Here is a 17,123-nt window from a genome sequence, read left to right on the forward strand (position 1 = left end):
AGCACAGGGTTTTCGCTGGAAGGGGCGCGCCAGGCGTGGCGCCAAGGCGGGGCACAATCCGTTATCGTTGCGTGATCGACGACAGCGCGAAGACAGCGCATACAAGGACCATCATGAGCAGCAAGAGCGTGCGCCGGATACACCCGGCCTTGCGGGACGATATCGGCGACCTGATCACCCAGCGCCCGGTACCGAGCAAGCACCTGGACCAGATCGACCCCTTCCTGTTCCTGAACCACCACGGCCCGCAAACCTACCCGCCGCACAACCGCGGCCTGCCGTTCGGACCGCACCCGCACCGCGGCTTCGAGACCGTCACCTTCATCCTCGAGGGCATGCTGACGCACAAGGACAGCGCCGGCCACGAGAGCATCATCCGCGCCGGCGGCGTGCAGTGGATGACTGCCGGCAGCGGCCTGGTCCACGCCGAGATCTCGCCGCCCGAATTCCTCGAGCGCGGCGGGCCGCTCGAGATCCTGCAGCTGTGGGTCAACCTGCCGCCGCACCTGAAGATGACGCAGCCGGCCTACACCGGCCTGCAACGCGACCAGATCCCGGCACTGGAGCTCGACGGCGGCCGGGTGACCATGCACCTGGTGGCCGGCGAATTCGAAGGCACGGCGGGCCCGGTGAAGTCGCTGACGGACGTGTTCATGAGCACGCTCGAGTTCCGTGCCGGCGGTCGCCTGCGCATGCCCATCCTGGCGCGGCGCAACGTGTTCCTGTACGTCGTGCGCGGGGCGGTGCTGGCCGGTGTCGGGCAAGACCGCGTGGCCGCCTTCCACCTTGCCGAGATGGCGATGGAGGGCGACGAGCTGGAAGTGATGGCGCCGGAAGGGGCCGTGGTCTTGCTCGGGCATGCCGAACCGATCGGCGCGCCGGTGGTGTCGCACGGCCCCTTCGTGATGAACTCCCGGGCCGAGATCGAACAGGCGATCCGCGACTACCAGGCAGGCCGCTTCGGCGCGCCCATGTAGGCCGCGCCCCGATCCGCCTGCCTGGTTTACAGTAGCCCGACAGATCACTTTCCATGAGACCCGCATGCACGCCGTCCCCCTCGTCGCCACCACCCGTGGCTATCCCTCTTCCGGCTACGTGACCGAGAACGTCCACGCCGGTTCGATCGCCGTCGTCGACAGCGCGGGGCAGCTGCTGGCCTGGGCCGGCGACCCGCAGTACCCGACCTTCACCCGCTCGGCGCTGAAACCCTTCCAGGCCCTGCCTTTCCTGTTGTCGGGCGGGCCGGCGAAGTTCGGGCTGGCGCAGGACGAGCTGGCCCTGCTGTGCGCCAGCCATTCGGGCGAGGAAAAGCACCTGGCGGGCGTGCGTTCGATCCTCGGCAAGATCGGGCTGGACGCGGGCCACCTCGAATGCGGCTGCGGCGCCCCGCTGTACTACGAGACGAACAACCTGCCGCTGCCGCAGGACCGCCAGTGGACGCCGCTGCACCACAACTGCTCGGGCAAGCACAGCGGCTTCCTGGCCTGGTGCCGCATGCACGATGCGGCGACCACCGGCTATGTCGATCCCGGCCACCCGCTGCAGCGCGCGATCCGCGCCACCCTGGCCGACGCCGTCGGCCTGCCCGAGGCGAGCCTGCCGACGGGCATCGACGGCTGCTCGGCGCCGAACTATGCGCTGCCCCTTGCCAGCCTGGCGCAACTGTTCGCGCGCCTCGGGAAAGGAGCAGCGGACGAACGCTTCGGAAGCGCCTTCGGTCCCCTGTTCGACGCCATGACCGGGCGCCCCGACATGGTGTCCGGCACCGAGCGCAGCGACCTGGTCCTGATGACGGCCGGCGGTGGCGACTGGGTCGCCAAGATCGGCGCCGACGCGGTGCAGGCGATCGGCATCCGCTCGGCCGGCATCGGCATCGCCATCAAGATCGCCGACGGCAACAACCGCGGCCTGCACACGATCACCTACAACGTGCTCGACCAGCTTGGCCTGCTCGACGACGCGAAACGCACGGCACTCGAGCGCTTCCGCCGCCCGGAGATCCGCAATGCGCGCGGCACCGTCGCGGGCGACATGCGGCCGATGTTTAGCTTGCAGCGGGCGTGACGAAGCCGTAGTGACCTTGTAGGGTGGGCGCCCTGTGCCCACCCTACGAAACCAGCCTTCTGAGCATCGCCGCCAGCGGCTCGAGCACCTCGCCATCCTGCCAGTACGAATTGTGCGACAGCGGATTCCAGCTCTTGAACATCCACCCCACCGCGCCCTGCCCGGCATTGATCGTGCGGTCTTCGACCAGCGCGCGGTAGCCGGCGGAGAGTGGCTGCAGCGGCCAGCCCAGCACGTCGTCCGGGTCGTACAGGTTCAGCCAGCGAAACAGCGGCGTCGGCGGCGCGATCGGCTTGATGTGCATTTCCTTGTGCGCGGCGACGAAGATCGGGATGTTGCAGCCGGTCGTGACGAGGGCGGCGCAGGTGCCGCCGGCCAGGAAATGCTTTTCGCGCTCGTTCAGGAGGCGCCCCAGCGCCGGGCGCGACCAGGCGTCGATGTCGCGCCAGATACCGGCTTCGACCCGGCCGCCGCCCAGTGCCTTTTGCGCATCGTAGATATAGCTCGACAGGACCTGGCAGCCGAGCGAATGCGCCAGGAACACGACCGGCATGCCGGGGTTGGAGGCGGGGCTGGAGGCAGGGTTGGATGCGAAAGCCGCGAGCAGGCTGCGCGCGATCTCGCCCTGCGCCAGTTCGTACACGGAACCGGGGTCTTCCTTGCGGTTCTCGAGCCCGGCCGCGTCGGCGAAGCCGAACAGCATGAACTTGCGCAACCCGGCGTAATGCACCTCGCTGCCGGCATTCACGCGCTCCCAGACGATCTGCTCGTTCTTTTGCAGGATGCTCTGGTAATACACGGAGTGGAAGGCGACCCGTTCGCGCAGCCCGGGGCCGAGCCGCGTGCGCATTTGCCCGAATACGCCTGCCGCATAGTCGCGCGGCGTCTCGCCCATTCCATGAATCGTGATCAATGCGACCTGGGACATGGCAGCCTCCTGAAGTGGAAACGCGTGCAAGAAACGCGTAAGAACCGGCCTCATCGATGAAGCGGATTCCTACCTCAAGCCTAGCACGACACGGTTGGGAAAGGCGCTCCGCCTTGGCGCCCCGCCTTGGCGCGCCGCCTTGGCGAACTGCAACTGTCACGCCGCGATATCGAAATGTAACGCTTTACGATATTTGTTATAGGAACTATAATTTTCCTGAATTTAACTTTCTTGCCGGTTCATTATGTTTACACGCTCGCTCGCACCAGTGCGCCCTCACATGGAACCGGCACCATGACGCCCCTGCTGTTTCCCGACTACGTGCAGGCCATCCGCGAACTCGACCTGGCGTCGATCAGCGGCCCGGCCGCCATTCCCGAGCGCTTCCTGCTGGCGCGCGAGGGCCGCATCAGCATGCATTACATCCCCTTCGAACACGTCAATCCGGAGGCGCGCATCGTTATCGTCGGGATCGCACCCGGCTTCGTGCAGTGGAAGATTGCGATGGCCGAGAGCCAGCGCCAGCTCGCCAACGGGGCGCCGCAAGCCGACGTGCTGCGCGCCGCGCGCCTCACCGGGGCCTTCAGCGGCGCCATTCGCCCGAACTTCGTCGCCCTGCTCGACGCCATCGGCATGCAGCGCTGGCTCGGCATCGCCAGCTGCGCCACGCTGTTCGGCGAGGACGCGCACCTGGTGCAGATCAGCGCGATCCTGCGCCACCCGGTGTTCGTCGACGGCAGGAACTACAGCGGCACTCCCGGCATGGCCAGGCTGCCTTTCCTGCGCGAGGCGGTGCTGCGCTATTTCGCACACGAGGCGGCGCAATTGCCGGACGCGCTGTATATCCCGATGGGCGGCAGCGTCGCCGAGGGCCTCGACTGGCTGGCGCGCGAAGGCGTGATCCGGCGCGACCGCATCCTGCACGGCCTGCCGCACCCGTCCGGCGCAAATGCCGAGCGCGTTGCCTATTTCCTGGGCCGCAAGGAACGCGCGGCACTGTCCTCGCGCACCAACGCCCGCCAGATCGACGCGGCGCGCGCCACGCTGCTTGCGCAAATGGACGCGCTCAGCGAAAGCTGAGACTCATCCCGCTGGGCTGCTGGCCACCGCTTGCAGTATCCGCACCAGCGCCGCCATGTCGACCGGCTTGACCAGGTGGTGCGCGAAGCCGGCAGCGAGTGCCCGTTCGCGGTCGCGCGCCAGGCCGTAGCCGGTCGCCGCGATCAGTACCGCGCCGCGCGTCTCGGGCTGCCTGCGCAGGAGCGCCGCCAGCTGGTAGCCGTCCATGTCCGGCAAACCGATATCGACCACCATCGCGTCCGGCCGCTCGGCGGTGGCGCGCCGCAGCGCCGCGCTCGCGTCGTACTCGACCAGCACCGTGTGGCCCTGCGCCCGCAGGAGCATGGCCAGGCTGTCGGCGGCATCCTCGTTGTCGTCGACGATGATGACGCGCAGCGGGCGATACGCCGCTGCCTCGACGCCATGCGGCAGCGCCGGATGGCCGCAGGCCCCGCCCGCTTCCCCGCCGCACGGCAGCGCGATCGTGAACAGGCTGCCCAGCCCGACGCCGTCGCTGTGCGCGGCAACCGTGCCGCCGTGCAGCTCGACCAGCTTCCTGACCAGCGCCAGCCCCAGCCCCAGCCCCCCCTGCGAGCGCGCCAGCGTGCGCGCGCCTTGCGTGAAGAGCTCGAACACGCTCGGTAGCAGCTCCGGCGGCATGCCCGAGCCGTTGTCGCGCACCTGCAGGCGCGCGCATTTCTCCTGTACGCCGTCGCGCACCCCTTCGACCATCTCGAGCCGCACCTTGATCGTCCCGGCCGGCGGCGTGTATTTCGCCGCATTGTTGAGGATGTTGGCGACCGCCTGGATCAGGCGCGTCGCGTCGCCCTGCACCATCAGCGCTTGAGGCGGCAGCTCCAGCTCGACACGGTGCGACTTTTCCTCGATCAGGGGACGGTTCTGGTCGAGGGCGCTGCGCACGACCTCGTTCATGTCGACCTCGCTCACCTGCAGCGTGACCAGTCCGCGCGTCACGCGCGACACGTCGAGCAGGTCGTCGATCAGGCGGCTCATGTGCCTGACCTGGCGGCTGATGATGGCGCTGGCCTGGCGGACGCGCGGCTCCTCGCGGAACTGGATGCTCAGCAGGGCGGCCGAACTGCTGATCGGCGCCAGCGGGTTGCGCAGCTCGTGCGCCAGCATTGCCAGGAATTCGTCCTTCATGCGCGACAGGCGCTCGGCCTCGACGCGCGCCGCGCGCTCGCTCTGCAGCAGGGCGTCGCGCTCGCGCGCCGAGTTCTGGGCGATCTCGTACAGGTGGGCGTTATCGATCGCCACCGCCGCCTGGGCCGCCACGCCGGCCACGATGCGCTCGGTGCGCTCGGTGAACACGCCCGCTTCCGGATGGCCGAAGAACAGGCCGCCCAGCGCCGCGCCCGAGCGCGAGACCACCGGCACGGCCAGATAGCTGCGCACCGGCAGGTGGCCGCGCGGCATGCCGTAGTGCGGTGCTGAGCGGCCATAGCGCGGGTCGAGCGTGATGTCGTCGCTGCGCACGGCGACCTGATGCTGGAAGGTCGGGTTGAAGACGGCAGTCGGCCCGGGGCTGCCGAAGTGGGCGAAGGCCTCGAGCGGCGCGCCGGACAGGGTGTAGGGCCGGAGGTGTTCGCTGCGCCCGCCATCCTGCCCCTGGCCGTTGTAGAAAAAGGCTCCGAACTGGGCGCCGCTCAGCTGCGTGGCGGCGTCGGTGATGGCCTGCAGCAGGGTCTCGAGGTCGAGCGTCGAGGCCAGCGCCTGGCCGGTGCGGTGCAGCACCTCGAGAATGCGCGATTCGTCGCGCAGGGTTTCCTCGACGCGCGCGCGGCGCACGGCTTCGCGCGTGTGGCGCGCCACGTCCTCGGCCAGCGCCACTTCGCGCGCGGTCCAGTCGCGCGGCTGCGGTTCGTGCAGGTAGAAGACCGCCGCCAGCCGCCCCGCCTCGATGATCGGCACCACGACCATCGAGCGCGCGCCGATGCTGGCATAGCCGTCCGCATACGGCGCGGCCAGCGGGTCGGCGGCGATGTCGTCCAGGCGCAGCACCTGGCCCGCGCGCAGGCGGTCGATGAGCGCCGGGCCGAAACTGTCGAGCGGCCGGGTCTCGCCGGCCAGGCTGGCGACCGTGCCGTCGGTCCAGTCGCGTTCGACAGTGACGCGCTGGCCGGCGGGGTCGATCTCGCCATAACCGACGCGGGCCACCGCCAGGTGCTTGCCCAGCAGGGCGCTGGCCGCCTCCATGATGCCGAAGGCGTCGAGCAGTCCGCGCAAGGTGGCGGCCAGCTTCAGGTGGAAGCGGTGCTGCTGTTCGGCCAGCACGCGCGCAGTGGTGTCGGTGAGGACGCCGCACACGCCGATGACCGCGCCGTCGTCGCGCACCGGGGAGGCCGACAGGGTGACGTAGTGCCGGGTTTCATGCCCCTGCTGCTGGACATTGAAGCGCAGGTCTTCGGCCAGCGTGGCCTCGCCCTGGAATGCCGCGGCGACGAACGGCGCCAGTTCGGACCAGGCATCGATACCGAGCTGCGCCAGCGGCTGGCCGAACGCGGCTGCATGGCAGTCGCCGAGCAAGGCGGTGCAGGCTTCGTTGTAGACCAGGCGCAGCTCGGGGCCCCAGGCCACGAACATCGGCAGGCGCGCGCCGAACATCAGGTCGACGACGACGCGCAGGCCCGCCGGGGCACCCTCGGGCAGCACCGTCGCCGCGCGCGCACCCGAACGGCGGCACTCGCCGCCGGCGGCTAGGGATGAGGCGCGCATCGGTTCATTCATGCGGGATGATCGCGGAAAACGAGGGTGGATATCAGGCTGATAATAGCGCCGATTTGCCGCTCGTGCAGGGCCTTCTGCGACCACGCGATCAAGTCATGCGGGCGGAATAAAACGTCCGCCGCAAGTCCATGCATGTCGCATGAAAGGGGCCTGCTTGCAGGCTTTTAAGGCTCTACAGAGAACCGGAAGCGCGACTCGGTTTCGTAGGTGTCGCCGGGGCGCAGGATCGTGTTCGGAAAGCCCGGCTGGTTCGGCGAATCGGGGAAATGCTGGGGCTCGAGGCAAAAGCCGCTGCGGTAAGCGTAGGTGTGGCCCTTGCCCTGCAGCGAGCCGTCGAGGAAGTTCCCGCTATAGAACTGCACGCCCGGCTCCTGCGTGAACAGCTCGAGCACCCGGCCCGATACCGGCTCGCGCACGCGCGCGGCCCGGGTCATCGCTTTTTCCTGCGGCTTGTTCAGCACAAAGCAATGGTCGTAGCCGCCGCCATATCCGAGTTGTTCGTCCGCTGCATTGATCGCCTGGCCGATCGGGCGCGGGCTGCGGAAATCGAAGGGCGTGCCGGCTACGTTCGCCAGGTTGCCGGTCGGGATCAGGTCGGCGTCGATGGCGACAAAGGCGTCGGCGTCGAGCATCAGCTCGTGGCCGAGGATGTCACCACCGCCCGCCAGGTTGAAATAGCTGTGCTGGGTCAGGTTGACGGGCGTGGCGCGGTCGGTCACGGCGGAGAAGCGCACCACGATCTCGTTGTCCTCGCCCAGGCTGTAGCGCACGGTGGCGTCGAGCGTGCCGGGATAGCCCTGCTCGCCGTCCGCGCTGCGGTAGCCGAGCACCAGTTCGGCGCCGTCAATGCGCGCGTCCCACAGCACGCGGTCGAAGCCCTGCGTGCCGCCGTGCAGGTGGTTCTTGCCGTTGTTGACCGGCAGTTCGTAGGCCTGCCCGTCGAGCGTGAAGCGCCCGCGCGCGATGCGGTTGCCGTACCGGCCGATCAGGGCGCCGAAATACGGGCTGTCGGTGCAATACGGCTCGAGCGTGTCGAAGCCGAGCGCCACGTCGGCGAAGTTGCCGTCGCGGTCGGGGACATGGATTTCGGTGATGATGCCGCCGAAGTCCAGGATCCTGACGCTCATGCCGGCCTTGTTGACGAGCGTGAACACGCTGACGCTGCGGCCGTCGGGAAGCGTGCCAAACGGGGCTTGCAAGATACCGGGTTGCACGTTGTCGTTTCCTCCATTGATCGATGCCCCGATCCTAGCATGCGGGCGTGGACGCCGGCGCGCCCCTGCCCCGCAGCCGCACGCCGGCAGGGCCATCCGCCCGGCCCGATCTGCTACAGTGGAGGCGATATTCATCACGCATACGCCGGATCGAAACCTCATGCCAGCCCCCCGCACGCCTCCCGATGAAACCGAACGCCTGCAACTGCTCGAATCGCTGGACCTGGAGGGCAGCGAAGCCGAAGAGGTATTCGACCGCGTCACGCGCCTGGTCAGCCGCTTGCTGAAGGTGCAGACCGCCGTGTTCTCGGTGGTCGGCAGCAAGCGCCAGTACTTCAAGTCGCGTGTCGGCGTGGAGGACCAGGAAGGGCCGCGCGAATACGCCTTTTGCGGCCACGCCATCCTGCAGGACCAGCCGCTGGTGGTGAGCGACGCCACCGGCGATGCGCGCTTTGCCGACAATCCGATGGTGACAGGTGAACCCGGCATCCGTTTCTATGCCGGCGTGCCGATCCGCACCAGCGGCGGCCTGGCGATCGGCACCCTGTGCGCGTTCGGCACCGAGGTGCGCACCCTGACCGCCGACGAGCTGTGCATCCTGATCGACCTGGCCGACATCGTGCAGCAAGAAGTGCAACACCGCGAACGCCTGGCGGTGGCCGGGCGCCAGAAGCTGCGTTCGGCCGCGGTGCTCCACGCCAGCGAGGCGCGCTTCCGCTCCATTTTCGACCTGGCCAGCATCGGCATTGCACTGGTCTCGCCCACCGGAGGCTGGATCAGCGTGAACGGCGCGCTGTGCGCGATCCTCGGCTATTCGCAGGACGAACTGCAGCGCCTGAGCTTCCATGACATCACCCACCCGGACGACCTGCACAGCGACGTCGAGCTGCTGGGACGCCTGCGCCTCGGCGAGCTCGACCAGTATCAAATGGAAAAGCGCTACATCCGCAAGGATGGGCGGCCGGTCTGGGTCAACCTGAACGTCAGCAAGAAGCTCAACGAGGCCGGCGAGCTCGAATACTACATCTCGGTCGTGAAGGACATCCAGGCCCAGAAGGAGATCCAGGCCGACCTCACCTCGGTGTACGCCGAGCTCGAGGAACGCGTGGCCGAGCGCACCGGCGAGCTGCGCGAACGCGAGGCCGAGCTGCGCAGCGTGATCGAGAACGCCAACGACGCCTACATCGGCCTCGACCACGAAGGCCTGGTCACGGTCTGGAACCGCGCCGCCGAGCAGACCTTCGGCTATGAGGCGAGCGAGGCGATCGGCCGTTCGGTCGACGAGTTGATCATTCCGCCCGAGTACGCCGGCCAGCACCGCGCAGGCCTGACGCGCAACGTGGGCGGCGGGCAGTCGACGGTGCTCGGCAAGCGCCTCGAACTGCCGGCCGTGCGCAAGGACGGCAGGGCCCTGATGGTGGAAGTGCGCATCAATGCGCTCGAAATGCGCGGGCAGAAGGTGTTCAGCGCCTTCCTGCACGACATCTCCGAGCGCAAGGAGGCCGAAGCCCGGCGCGAATACGAAAGCCGGCACGACATGCTCACCGGTTTGCTGAACCGGCGCGCCCTGCTCGAGACGCTGCCGATCGCCCAGGCGCGCGCCGCGCGCACCCAGCGCAGCATGGCCCTGCTGTTCATCGACCTCGACGGCTTCAAGCTGGTGAACGACACCTTCGGCCATGAGGCCGGGGACCGCCTGCTGTGCGAAGTGGCCGACCGCCTGCGCGCCGTGGTGCGCAAGACCGACAGCGTGTTCCGCCTCGCCGGCGACGAATTCACGGTGCTGGTCGAGGGCCTGGCCGATTGCGAGGGCGATGCCTACACCGTCGCGGCCAAGGCGATCGAGGAGCTGGGGCGGCAGTTCAGGGTCAATGGCGGCGTGGCGCAGGTCGGCGCCAGCGTCGGCATCGCCCTGTTCGCACCAGGCAGCCGGGCCAGCGTCGACGACCTGCTGCGCGAAGCCGACGGCCACATGTACGATGCCAAGCGCGCCGGCAAGGGACAGGTGTTTCCGCGCCGCGGTTAACGATGAACGTTTAGCGCTTCACGCGCGCGAAGGCGTCGCCCTTCTTCCACGTCGGCATGCCTGGGGCGTTCGCCACCGCATAGCCCAGGTTCAGCGTGAACTGGGCCTGCTGCACCATGCCCGACAGGTCCCATTCGGGGCGGTATTCGTCGGTGACCTGGTGGTAGTCCTTCTTGTAGCCGACCATCTTCGCGCTGCCCTGCGGGTGGGCGTGCTCGAACTCGAAGTGGCCGTCGCCCGAAAACACGGCCGAGCCGACGTTAAAGGCGGGCACGCCGGCCTTGGCGAAGTTGAAGTGGTCGGCGCGGAAGTAGGCGCCCGACAGGTCGGGAATGGTCGGGGCGAGTTTCAGGCCCATCTTCTTCGCCACCACAGCGGCGGTGTCGTACAGGCTACTGCGCTCGGCGCCGGGCACGCCGATGTCGCGCGTGCGTCCGACAAAATTCAGGCTGTCGAGGTTCAGGTCGGCGGCCGTCTGCGCCAGCGGCACCACCGGGTTGGCCACATACGCGGCGCTGCCCAGCAAGCCCTGCTCTTCGGCAGCCGGCCACAGGAAGACCTGGGTGCGGCGCGCCGGCTTTTTCACCGCTTCGGCGGCCATCGCCAGGAGCGCGGCGGTGCCGGTGGCGTTGTCGACGGCGCCGTTGTAGATGTGGTCGCGCCCGTCCGCGCCGACCAGGTTCGGGTTCGCGCCGAAGTGGTCCCAGTGCGCCGAATACACGACCGCCTGCGCTTTCAGTTTGGGGTCGGTACCGGGCACGATGCCGACCACGTTGACGTCGTCGACCTGGCGCACGGCCGACTTCATGACGATCTGCGCGCTCGTCTTCAGGTCGACCGGGCGGAACTCGCGTTTTTCAGCCTCCGCGCGCAGCCGGTCGAGGTCGAAGCCGCTTGCCGCAAACAGTTCGCGCGCCGTGTCCTCGTGCAGCCAGCCTTCGACCGGATTGCCGGCGCCTGCCAGGCGGAAGCGCTCGTGCGAAAAGCCGTTGGCCGGCACATCCCAGGCATACGATGCCGACGGTGTCGTGTGGATCAGCAGCGCCCCGGCCGCGCCACGGCGCACGGCTTCCTCGAATTTGTACAGCCAGCGGCCGTACCAGGTATAGGCCTTGCCCGAGAAGCGGTTTGGCTCACTGGCGGTCGGCTGCGGGTCGTTGACCATCATGACGAGGATCTTGCCCTTCACGTCCTGGCCCTTGTAGTCGTCCCAGTTTTCTTCCGGCGCCGAGACGCCGTAACCGACGAACACCAGCGGCGCATCCACCGTCAGGTCCGTCTTGCCGCCCGCCGTGCCGAACACGATGCCCTTGCCGAGGGCGGGAGCGATGCGCTTGCCTCCGGCGTTGAAGCTGGCCAGGCTGCCGGGCAGCTGCTTCGTGCCCTGGATGCGCACCGGCTGGCGGTAGCCGCCGCCCGGGATGGGTTTCAGGCCGATCGCCGCGGCCTGGGTTTCCAGGTAGCGCACAGTCAGGGCGCCGCCGCGCTGCCCGGTACCGCGGCCCTCGAGCAGGTCGTCGGCGAGGAAGGACAAGTGGGCGCGCAGCGCCGATTCCGATACTGCAGGCGCCTCCTGGGCAAGGGCGGCGCAGGACAGGGTCATAGCGGAAGTGGCAGCAAAGGCGGCGGCCGCGAAAGTGGGGCGAAGGCGCATCGGGGCTCCAAGGGGGTTAACAATTGCGCACCATATTACCCGATGGTCGTAGGGTGGACGGCTTCGCCGTCCACGCGTTCAAATCACGGTTGAAATACCTGCGCGTTTGATCGCGCCCAGGTTGAACGCGTGGACGGGAGACCCGTCCACCCTACGGTAACCGATAACACTGGCTAACCTCACACCGCCGTTTCCTGGCGGTGCAAGGCCGCATACTTCACCCCATAAAACAGGATGAACAGATAGCATGCCGCCGGCACCAGGAACGAGGGCTGCAGGCCGGCGCCGTCGGCCACCGCACCCTGCACGAAAGGCACGATCGCGCCGCCGACGATGGCCATGCACAGGATGCCCGAACCCTGGCCGGTGAAGCGGCCCAACCCGTGCAGCGCCATGCTGAAAATCGTCGGGAACATGATCGAATTGCACAGGCCGACCGCGATGATCGCCCACATCGCCACGGCCCCGTCGCTGAAGGTCGCCACCAGCACCAGCGCGATGGCGCCGAGCGAGTTGAAGGCGAGCGTCTTGCCTGGGCTGACGTAGCGCATCACCGCGAAGCCAATGAAGCGCCCGACCAGCGCGCCGCCCCAGTACAGGCTGACATACTGCGACGCGGCCGCATGAGTAAGGCCCGCGATGTGCGGCTCGCCCAGGAAGCTGACCAGGAAGCTGCCGATGCTGACCTCGCCGCCCACGTACAGGAAGATGGCCACCGCCCCCAGCACCAGGTGGCGATAACTCCAGGCCGAGCCCTGCGCGCCGGAGCTTGCCGCCACACCGTCGTCATGCACCACTTTCGGCAGGCGCGCCAGCGCGAACAGCACGGCCAGGACCGCCAGCGCCGCTGCCAGCGCCAGGTAAGGACCCTGCACGGTGGCCGCTTCGCTGGCTCGGTGCGCGGCCTGCTCGGCGGCCGACATGGCCGCGATCTGGTCGGCGCCGACCGCCGCCGCGGACAGGATCAGCACGCCGCCGAGCGCCGGGCCGATCGTGGTGCCGAGCGCATTGAAGGCCTGGGTCAGCGTCAGCCGGCTCGAGGCAGTACTGGCCGGCCCGAGCACGGTGACATATGGGTTGGCCGCCACCTGCAGGATCGTGATGCCGCTGGCGAGCACGAAAAAGGCGAACAGGAACAGCGCATAGCCGCCTTGCGAGGCCGGATAGAACAGCGCGCAGCCGGCGGCCGCGATCACGAGGCCGGTGACCACGCCCTTCTGGTAACCGATACGGCGAATCAGCGCGCCGGCCGGCATGGACACCAGAAAATAGGCGCCGAAGAAGCAGAACTGCACCAGCATCGCCTGCACGTAGGTCAGTGTGTAGATCGATTTCAGGTGCGGGATCAGGATATCGTTCAGCGAGGTCAGCAAACCCCACATGAAGAACAGGATGGTGACGATGACGAGCGGGCCGGCGTTCGATTTCGCCGCTTCGGGAGAGGCGGCCGTGGTACGGCTTGCGGTGTGTTCCATGACAATTCCTTGGTATTGATCGGCTAGCGCGGGTGGGGTACAACATAAAACAGACAGCAACACGCCATGCGTCAATACTGTTGTTTTGTTTCAGCGCCGGGGCATGATACCCTTTCGCGCTTGTCCAAAATAGTAGCAACACTACATAAAGAGAACATTATGCACTCAGCCATGGGGACGACCGAGATCTTCCTGATTGCGATGCTGGTCATTTTCACCCTGCCCTACCTCATCTGGCGCATCGGGAAAACCGACTATTGGGCGCCGCTGGTGGTGGTGCAGATCATCACCGGCGTGCTGCTGGGGCCGGGCATCCTCGGCCGCGCCTATCCCGACTATTACGCCTTCGTGTTCAACCCGCAGGTGATGGGGGCGCTGAACGGCATCGCGTGGTGGGCGGTGATGATCTTCGTGATGATCGCCGGGATCGAGCTCGATTTGAAGAAGGCCTGGGAGCACCGCCGCGAAAGCACCATCACGGCGACGCTTGCGCTGGGCGTACCGCTGCTGTTCGGCTGCGTGGCCGCCTTCGGCATACTCGGCTACGCCGGCTGGAAGGGCGCGAACGCGCATAGCTGGCAGTTCGTGCTGGGGGTGGGCATGGCCTGCGCCGTGACCGCGCTGCCGATCCTGATCCTGTTGATGGAAAAGCTGGAGATCCTGCGCGAGCCGATCGGCCAGCGCGTGCTGCGCTATGCGAGCCTGGACGATATTGCGGTCTGGGGCGTGCTGGCCCTGATCCTGCTCGACTGGGAACGCGTCGGGCGCCAGCTCGGCTTCATCCTGCTGTTCGGCGTGGTGACGTTCGGCTACCGCCGGCTGATGGTGTGGCTCGAGGAACGCGACCGCTGGTTCGCGGCCCTGGTCTGGCTGGCCGCCTGCGGCTTGGCGGCCGACTGGGCCGGGCTGCATTTCATGGTCGGTGCCTTCCTCGCCGGCGCCGTGATGGACGCGCACTGGTTCGACCAGAAAAAACTCGACCTGCTGCGCCAGCACGTGCTGCTGACGATGATGCCGGTCTACTTCCTGAGCACGGGACTGCGTACCAACTGGGCGGTCGGCGGCACGGCGGTGTTCGTGGCGGCGGCGGTGCTGCTGGTGGCCTCGGTATCCGGCAAGCTGGTGGGCACCCATCTCGCCGGGCGCATCCTCGGCTGGGGCAAGGGCGAAGCGTCGATCATCGGCTGGCTGCTGCAGACCAAGGCCCTGATCATGATCATCTTCGTCAACATCCTGCTCGACAAGGGCATCGTGACCAACGAAACCTTCACCGCCCTGCTCCTGATGGCCATTGCCAGCACCATGCTGACGGTGCCGGTGGTCTATCCGAAACTGCAGCGCGTGGCGGCGCTGGTGTTCAAGTCGAGCTGACCGCAGTCGGGCTGACCGCAGTCGGGTCGGCAGCAGCGCCCATCAGGCCGGCGCGCTCGACGGCGCGCCCGAGCGCGGCAAAGCAGTCGGCATCGATCGCGGTGCCGACGGTTTTTTCCATCATCCCGAGTGCCTGCGGCACGGGGATCGCGCCGCGGTAGGGGCGCTCGGCAGTGATGGCGTCGAAAATGTCGGCAGTCGTGATGATGCGCGTCTCGAGGGCGATCTGGTCCGCCTTCAGGCCGCGCGGGTAGCCGCCGCCGTCGAGCCGTTCATGGTGGGCGCCGGCGATGCGCGCCAGCTCGGCAAAGGCGTCGATGCGCGACAGGATCGATTCGGTGAATTCGGCATGGCGGCGCACCGCCGCCCATTCGTCGCGGTCGAGCGCGCCCGCCTTGTCCAGCACGCTGTTGCTCACGCCAAGCTTGCCGACGTCGTGCAGCATCGCACCGCGGCGCAGCCAGCGGCGGCGCTCGTCACTCATGCCTAATTCTTCGGCGATCATGTCGGTGTACAACGCCACCCGGCTGCTGTGGCCGCTCGTGTACGGGCTTTTCGAGTCCACCACCTGGCCGAATGCGGTCGCGATGTCATCGAGGTAGTCGTCGTCGATCGGCACCGTGTGCTCGCGCGGCTCCATTGCGAACACTGTCTTCTCCATGCCTGGCGCGGACAGGGTGGCCCAGAAGGCTTCGGATTTCGCCACGCGCTCGAAAGCGCCCACCAGGCGCGGATCGAACCAGGTGCCGGAGCGCGCGCGCGCTTCGGCCAGCGCGGCGTCGCGGCCCTGGGCCGTGAAGAAGACGTCGATCACCTGCGCCAGCAGGGCAATGCGGGCATAGACCGGAATTGCTTCGCCTGCCAACCCGGCCGGCTTGCCCTTGCCGTTGAAATGCTCGTCGAGGTTGTAGATGCCGAGCGCGACGCGCTCGGGAAAGCGCAGCAGGCGCGCGATCTCGGCGCCGCGCTGGCAGCGCGTGGCGATCAGTTTCAGGCCAGTCTCGCGGCCGCTGCGCAGGGCCGAGAGCACCGTGCGGAAGCGCTCGGCCAGCCCTGCCTTCATGCCGGCATGCTTGAACACGAAGGACAGCAGTTGCGGCAGGCTGTCGCCGACGGTCTTGATGTCGTGCTTGAACAGGCGGTCGTCGGTCAGGTACAGCTCGCAGATGCGCGCCGCATTGCTGCTGCAGCCGACGTCTTTCAGCAGCAGAACGTAATACAGCTCCCACAGCTGCTCGCTGCTCATGCCGGCGTCGCGGCCGATATGCATGCCGATCCAGCAGGACCGTACGCAATGGCCTGCAGGCTGGCCTTCGGTGAGGTCGAGCGCGTAGCTGAGCGACCCGATCAGTTCGGACAGCTTGAGGCTACTCGCCGGGACGGCTGCGGCATCGGGGAATCGGTCCATGTGTCGAAGTTGCTTTATAGAAAGCGAAGATTCTACGTTGCAATGTGCCCTCCTGCTCGCCCACGCGCACATTCGTGACGTTCGCCAGTGGAATTGTCATCTTTTTGTGCTCAGGCCGCCACTCTCCACGACTGAACGCTTCGGCGGCACCGCCGCGTGCAGCCTTACCGACCAGGTCACGCCCGCCACCAGCAAGCCGATGGCCACGATTTCCAGCAGCCGCGGCGCCGTGCCTCGGTAAATAAAACCGTACAACATCGCCGCCACGGTCTCGAACAGGATCAGCTGGCCCGTCAGCGTGACCGGCAGGCTGCGGCTGGCGATGTTCCACAAGCCGTTGCCGATGACCGAGGCGCCGAGCGCCAGCAGCCCATTGTAGAACCAGAACAACCCCCAGTCGCGTCCTGCTGCAGGAAGCGCGCCGGCGCCCTGCGTGAGCAGCATCGACGCCAGGCCGATCGGCAAGGCGATCAGGCCGCTGGCCAGGCCGTAAAGCGAGGACCATTCGCCGCCGCTGAACTGGGGATTGCCTTTCAGGTAGCGCGCGTTGTCGACCGCATACCAGGTCCAGCACAACAAGGCGCCCACCGCGCAGGCCACCCCGAGCAGGACCGAGGCGCCGCCCGCGCCGCTGGCCTGTGCATGCGCCAGCGCGTCGACATTGATGCAGGCGATCGCGAAGGCCACCACCAGCAGCGGCAGCGCCATGCGGCGCAGCTGCACGGCGCCGTGGTCGCGTTGGCCCAGCAGCGTGACCGCGACGGGAATCAGGCCGATGATGAGCGAGGTCGGCGCCACGCCGGCGAGCTTGACGCCCAGCGCGAGCAGCATGTAGTAGACGAGGTTGCCGCTCAGGGCCTGGCGCAGCAGGGCGATGTAGTCGGGGGGCGCGAGGCGCCGCAGCAGCCGCGCCAGCTTGGGCAGCAGCAGGCCCAGCGAGATGGCACCGTAGGCCATGTAGCGCCCTACCGCCAGCTCGACCGGCGAAAAGCCCGGCAGCAGTTCGGGCACGATGAACACCATGCCCCACAGCGCGCCGGCCAGCACGCCACACAACACTCCAGTCAACACACGCAATCCTCAGGCAAGGTCGGATGCGGCGCCGGCTGGCATGCCGCAAAACGATGATTGTGCCAGAAGGTGGCGGCGCGACCGCGGCGGCGGACGCTAAAGAGC

Annotated in this window: 12 protein-coding genes; 5 read left to right on the plus strand and 7 right to left on the minus strand. The window is 67.6% G+C overall.

Going from position 1 to position 17,123, the window contains the following annotated elements; all coding sequences use genetic code 11:
- Positions 1–113: 113 nt before the first annotated feature.
- Positions 114–977 carry a pirin family protein gene (locus ACFPN5_RS22430; RefSeq protein WP_379786053.1) on the plus strand — a complete coding sequence of 288 codons (864 nt, stop codon included), beginning with the start codon at positions 114–116 and terminating at the stop codon, positions 975–977.
- A gap of 64 nt (positions 978–1,041) precedes the next feature.
- On the plus strand, positions 1,042–2,064 hold the full coding sequence (locus tag ACFPN5_RS22435) for an asparaginase (protein ID WP_379786054.1): 1,023 nt from the start codon (positions 1,042–1,044) through the stop codon (positions 2,062–2,064).
- Between the two features lie 43 nt (positions 2,065–2,107).
- Here the strand turns inward: ACFPN5_RS22435 and ACFPN5_RS22440 are convergent, their stop codons facing one another.
- Entirely contained in the window at positions 2,108–2,992 is an 885-nt protein-coding gene (locus tag ACFPN5_RS22440) for a hypothetical protein (RefSeq protein WP_379786055.1), read from the minus strand.
- Positions 2,993–3,286: 294 nt separating this feature from the next.
- Here ACFPN5_RS22440 and ACFPN5_RS22445 point away from each other — a divergent pair, with 294 nt between their 5' ends.
- Positions 3,287–4,072 carry a hypothetical protein gene (locus ACFPN5_RS22445; protein ID WP_379786056.1) on the plus strand — a complete coding sequence of 262 codons (786 nt, stop codon included), beginning with the start codon at positions 3,287–3,289 and terminating at the stop codon, positions 4,070–4,072.
- Between the two features lie 3 nt (positions 4,073–4,075).
- Here the strand turns inward: ACFPN5_RS22445 and ACFPN5_RS22450 are convergent, their stop codons facing one another.
- Together ACFPN5_RS22450 and ACFPN5_RS22455 are read right to left on the minus strand one after the other, a co-directional pair.
- A complete protein-coding gene (locus ACFPN5_RS22450) occupies positions 4,076–6,787 on the minus strand; it encodes a hybrid sensor histidine kinase/response regulator (protein WP_379786057.1) in 2,712 nt (903 codons plus the stop codon).
- Between the two features lie 176 nt (positions 6,788–6,963).
- Complete coding sequence (locus tag ACFPN5_RS22455; RefSeq protein ID WP_379786058.1) at positions 6,964–8,013, minus strand: aldose epimerase family protein; 1,050 nt, start codon at positions 8,011–8,013, stop codon at positions 6,964–6,966.
- 160 nt (positions 8,014–8,173) lie between these two features.
- Here ACFPN5_RS22455 and ACFPN5_RS22460 point away from each other — a divergent pair, with 160 nt between their 5' ends.
- Positions 8,174–10,039 carry a PAS domain S-box protein gene (locus tag ACFPN5_RS22460; RefSeq protein ID WP_379786059.1) on the plus strand — a complete coding sequence of 622 codons (1,866 nt, stop codon included), beginning with the start codon at positions 8,174–8,176 and terminating at the stop codon, positions 10,037–10,039.
- 10 nt (positions 10,040–10,049) lie between these two features.
- Here ACFPN5_RS22460 and ACFPN5_RS22465 read toward each other — a convergent pair whose 3' ends face one another.
- A complete protein-coding gene (locus ACFPN5_RS22465) occupies positions 10,050–11,693 on the minus strand; it encodes a M28 family peptidase (protein WP_379786060.1) in 1,644 nt (547 codons plus the stop codon).
- 179 nt (positions 11,694–11,872) lie between these two features.
- On the minus strand, positions 11,873–13,168 hold the full coding sequence (gene fucP, locus ACFPN5_RS22470) for an L-fucose:H+ symporter permease (RefSeq protein WP_379786061.1): 1,296 nt from the start codon (positions 13,166–13,168) through the stop codon (positions 11,873–11,875).
- Between the two features lie 159 nt (positions 13,169–13,327).
- Between fucP and ACFPN5_RS22475 the strand changes: the two genes are divergently transcribed.
- Positions 13,328–14,539: a cation:proton antiporter gene (locus ACFPN5_RS22475; RefSeq protein ID WP_379786062.1), complete on the plus strand. Its 1,212-nt coding sequence runs from the start codon at positions 13,328–13,330 to the stop codon at positions 14,537–14,539.
- On the opposite strand, the gene ACFPN5_RS22480 is transcribed toward ACFPN5_RS22475, so the two are convergent.
- Together ACFPN5_RS22480 and ACFPN5_RS22485 are read right to left on the minus strand one after the other, a co-directional pair.
- A complete protein-coding gene (locus ACFPN5_RS22480; protein ID WP_379786063.1) occupies positions 14,526–15,947 on the minus strand; it encodes an HD-GYP domain-containing protein in 1,422 nt (473 codons plus the stop codon). The two genes, ACFPN5_RS22475 and ACFPN5_RS22480, sit on opposite strands and share 14 nt — an antisense overlap.
- A gap of 96 nt (positions 15,948–16,043) precedes the next feature.
- A complete protein-coding gene (locus ACFPN5_RS22485; protein WP_379786064.1) occupies positions 16,044–17,018 on the minus strand; it encodes a DMT family transporter in 975 nt (324 codons plus the stop codon).
- Positions 17,019–17,123 lie beyond the last annotated feature (105 nt).

The sequence above is a fragment of the Massilia niabensis genome, assembly GCF_042655085.1.
Classification (GTDB): Bacteria; Pseudomonadota; Gammaproteobacteria; order Burkholderiales; family Burkholderiaceae_D; genus Telluria; species Telluria niabensis.

Excerpts from the sequence above, each read along its gene's own strand:
- ACFPN5_RS22430 (WP_379786053.1), top strand. The coding sequence starts at position 114 with ATGAGCAGCAAGAGCGTGCGCCGGATACACCCGGCCTTGCGGGACGAT.
- ACFPN5_RS22435 (WP_379786054.1), top strand. The coding sequence starts at position 1,042 with ATGCACGCCGTCCCCCTCGTCGCCACCACCCGTGGCTATCCCTCTTCC.
- ACFPN5_RS22440 (WP_379786055.1), bottom strand. The coding sequence starts at position 2,992 with ATGTCCCAGGTCGCATTGATCACGATTCATGGAATGGGCGAGACGCCG.
- ACFPN5_RS22445 (WP_379786056.1), top strand. The coding sequence starts at position 3,287 with ATGACGCCCCTGCTGTTTCCCGACTACGTGCAGGCCATCCGCGAACTC.
- ACFPN5_RS22450 (WP_379786057.1), bottom strand. The coding sequence starts at position 6,787 with ATGCGCGCCTCATCCCTAGCCGCCGGCGGCGAGTGCCGCCGTTCGGGT.
- ACFPN5_RS22460 (WP_379786059.1), top strand. The coding sequence starts at position 8,174 with ATGCCAGCCCCCCGCACGCCTCCCGATGAAACCGAACGCCTGCAACTG.
- ACFPN5_RS22465 (WP_379786060.1), bottom strand. The coding sequence starts at position 11,693 with ATGCGCCTTCGCCCCACTTTCGCGGCCGCCGCCTTTGCTGCCACTTCC.
- fucP (WP_379786061.1), bottom strand. The coding sequence starts at position 13,168 with ATGGAACACACCGCAAGCCGTACCACGGCCGCCTCTCCCGAAGCGGCG.
- ACFPN5_RS22475 (WP_379786062.1), top strand. The coding sequence starts at position 13,328 with ATGCACTCAGCCATGGGGACGACCGAGATCTTCCTGATTGCGATGCTG.
- ACFPN5_RS22480 (WP_379786063.1), bottom strand. The coding sequence starts at position 15,947 with ATGGACCGATTCCCCGATGCCGCAGCCGTCCCGGCGAGTAGCCTCAAG.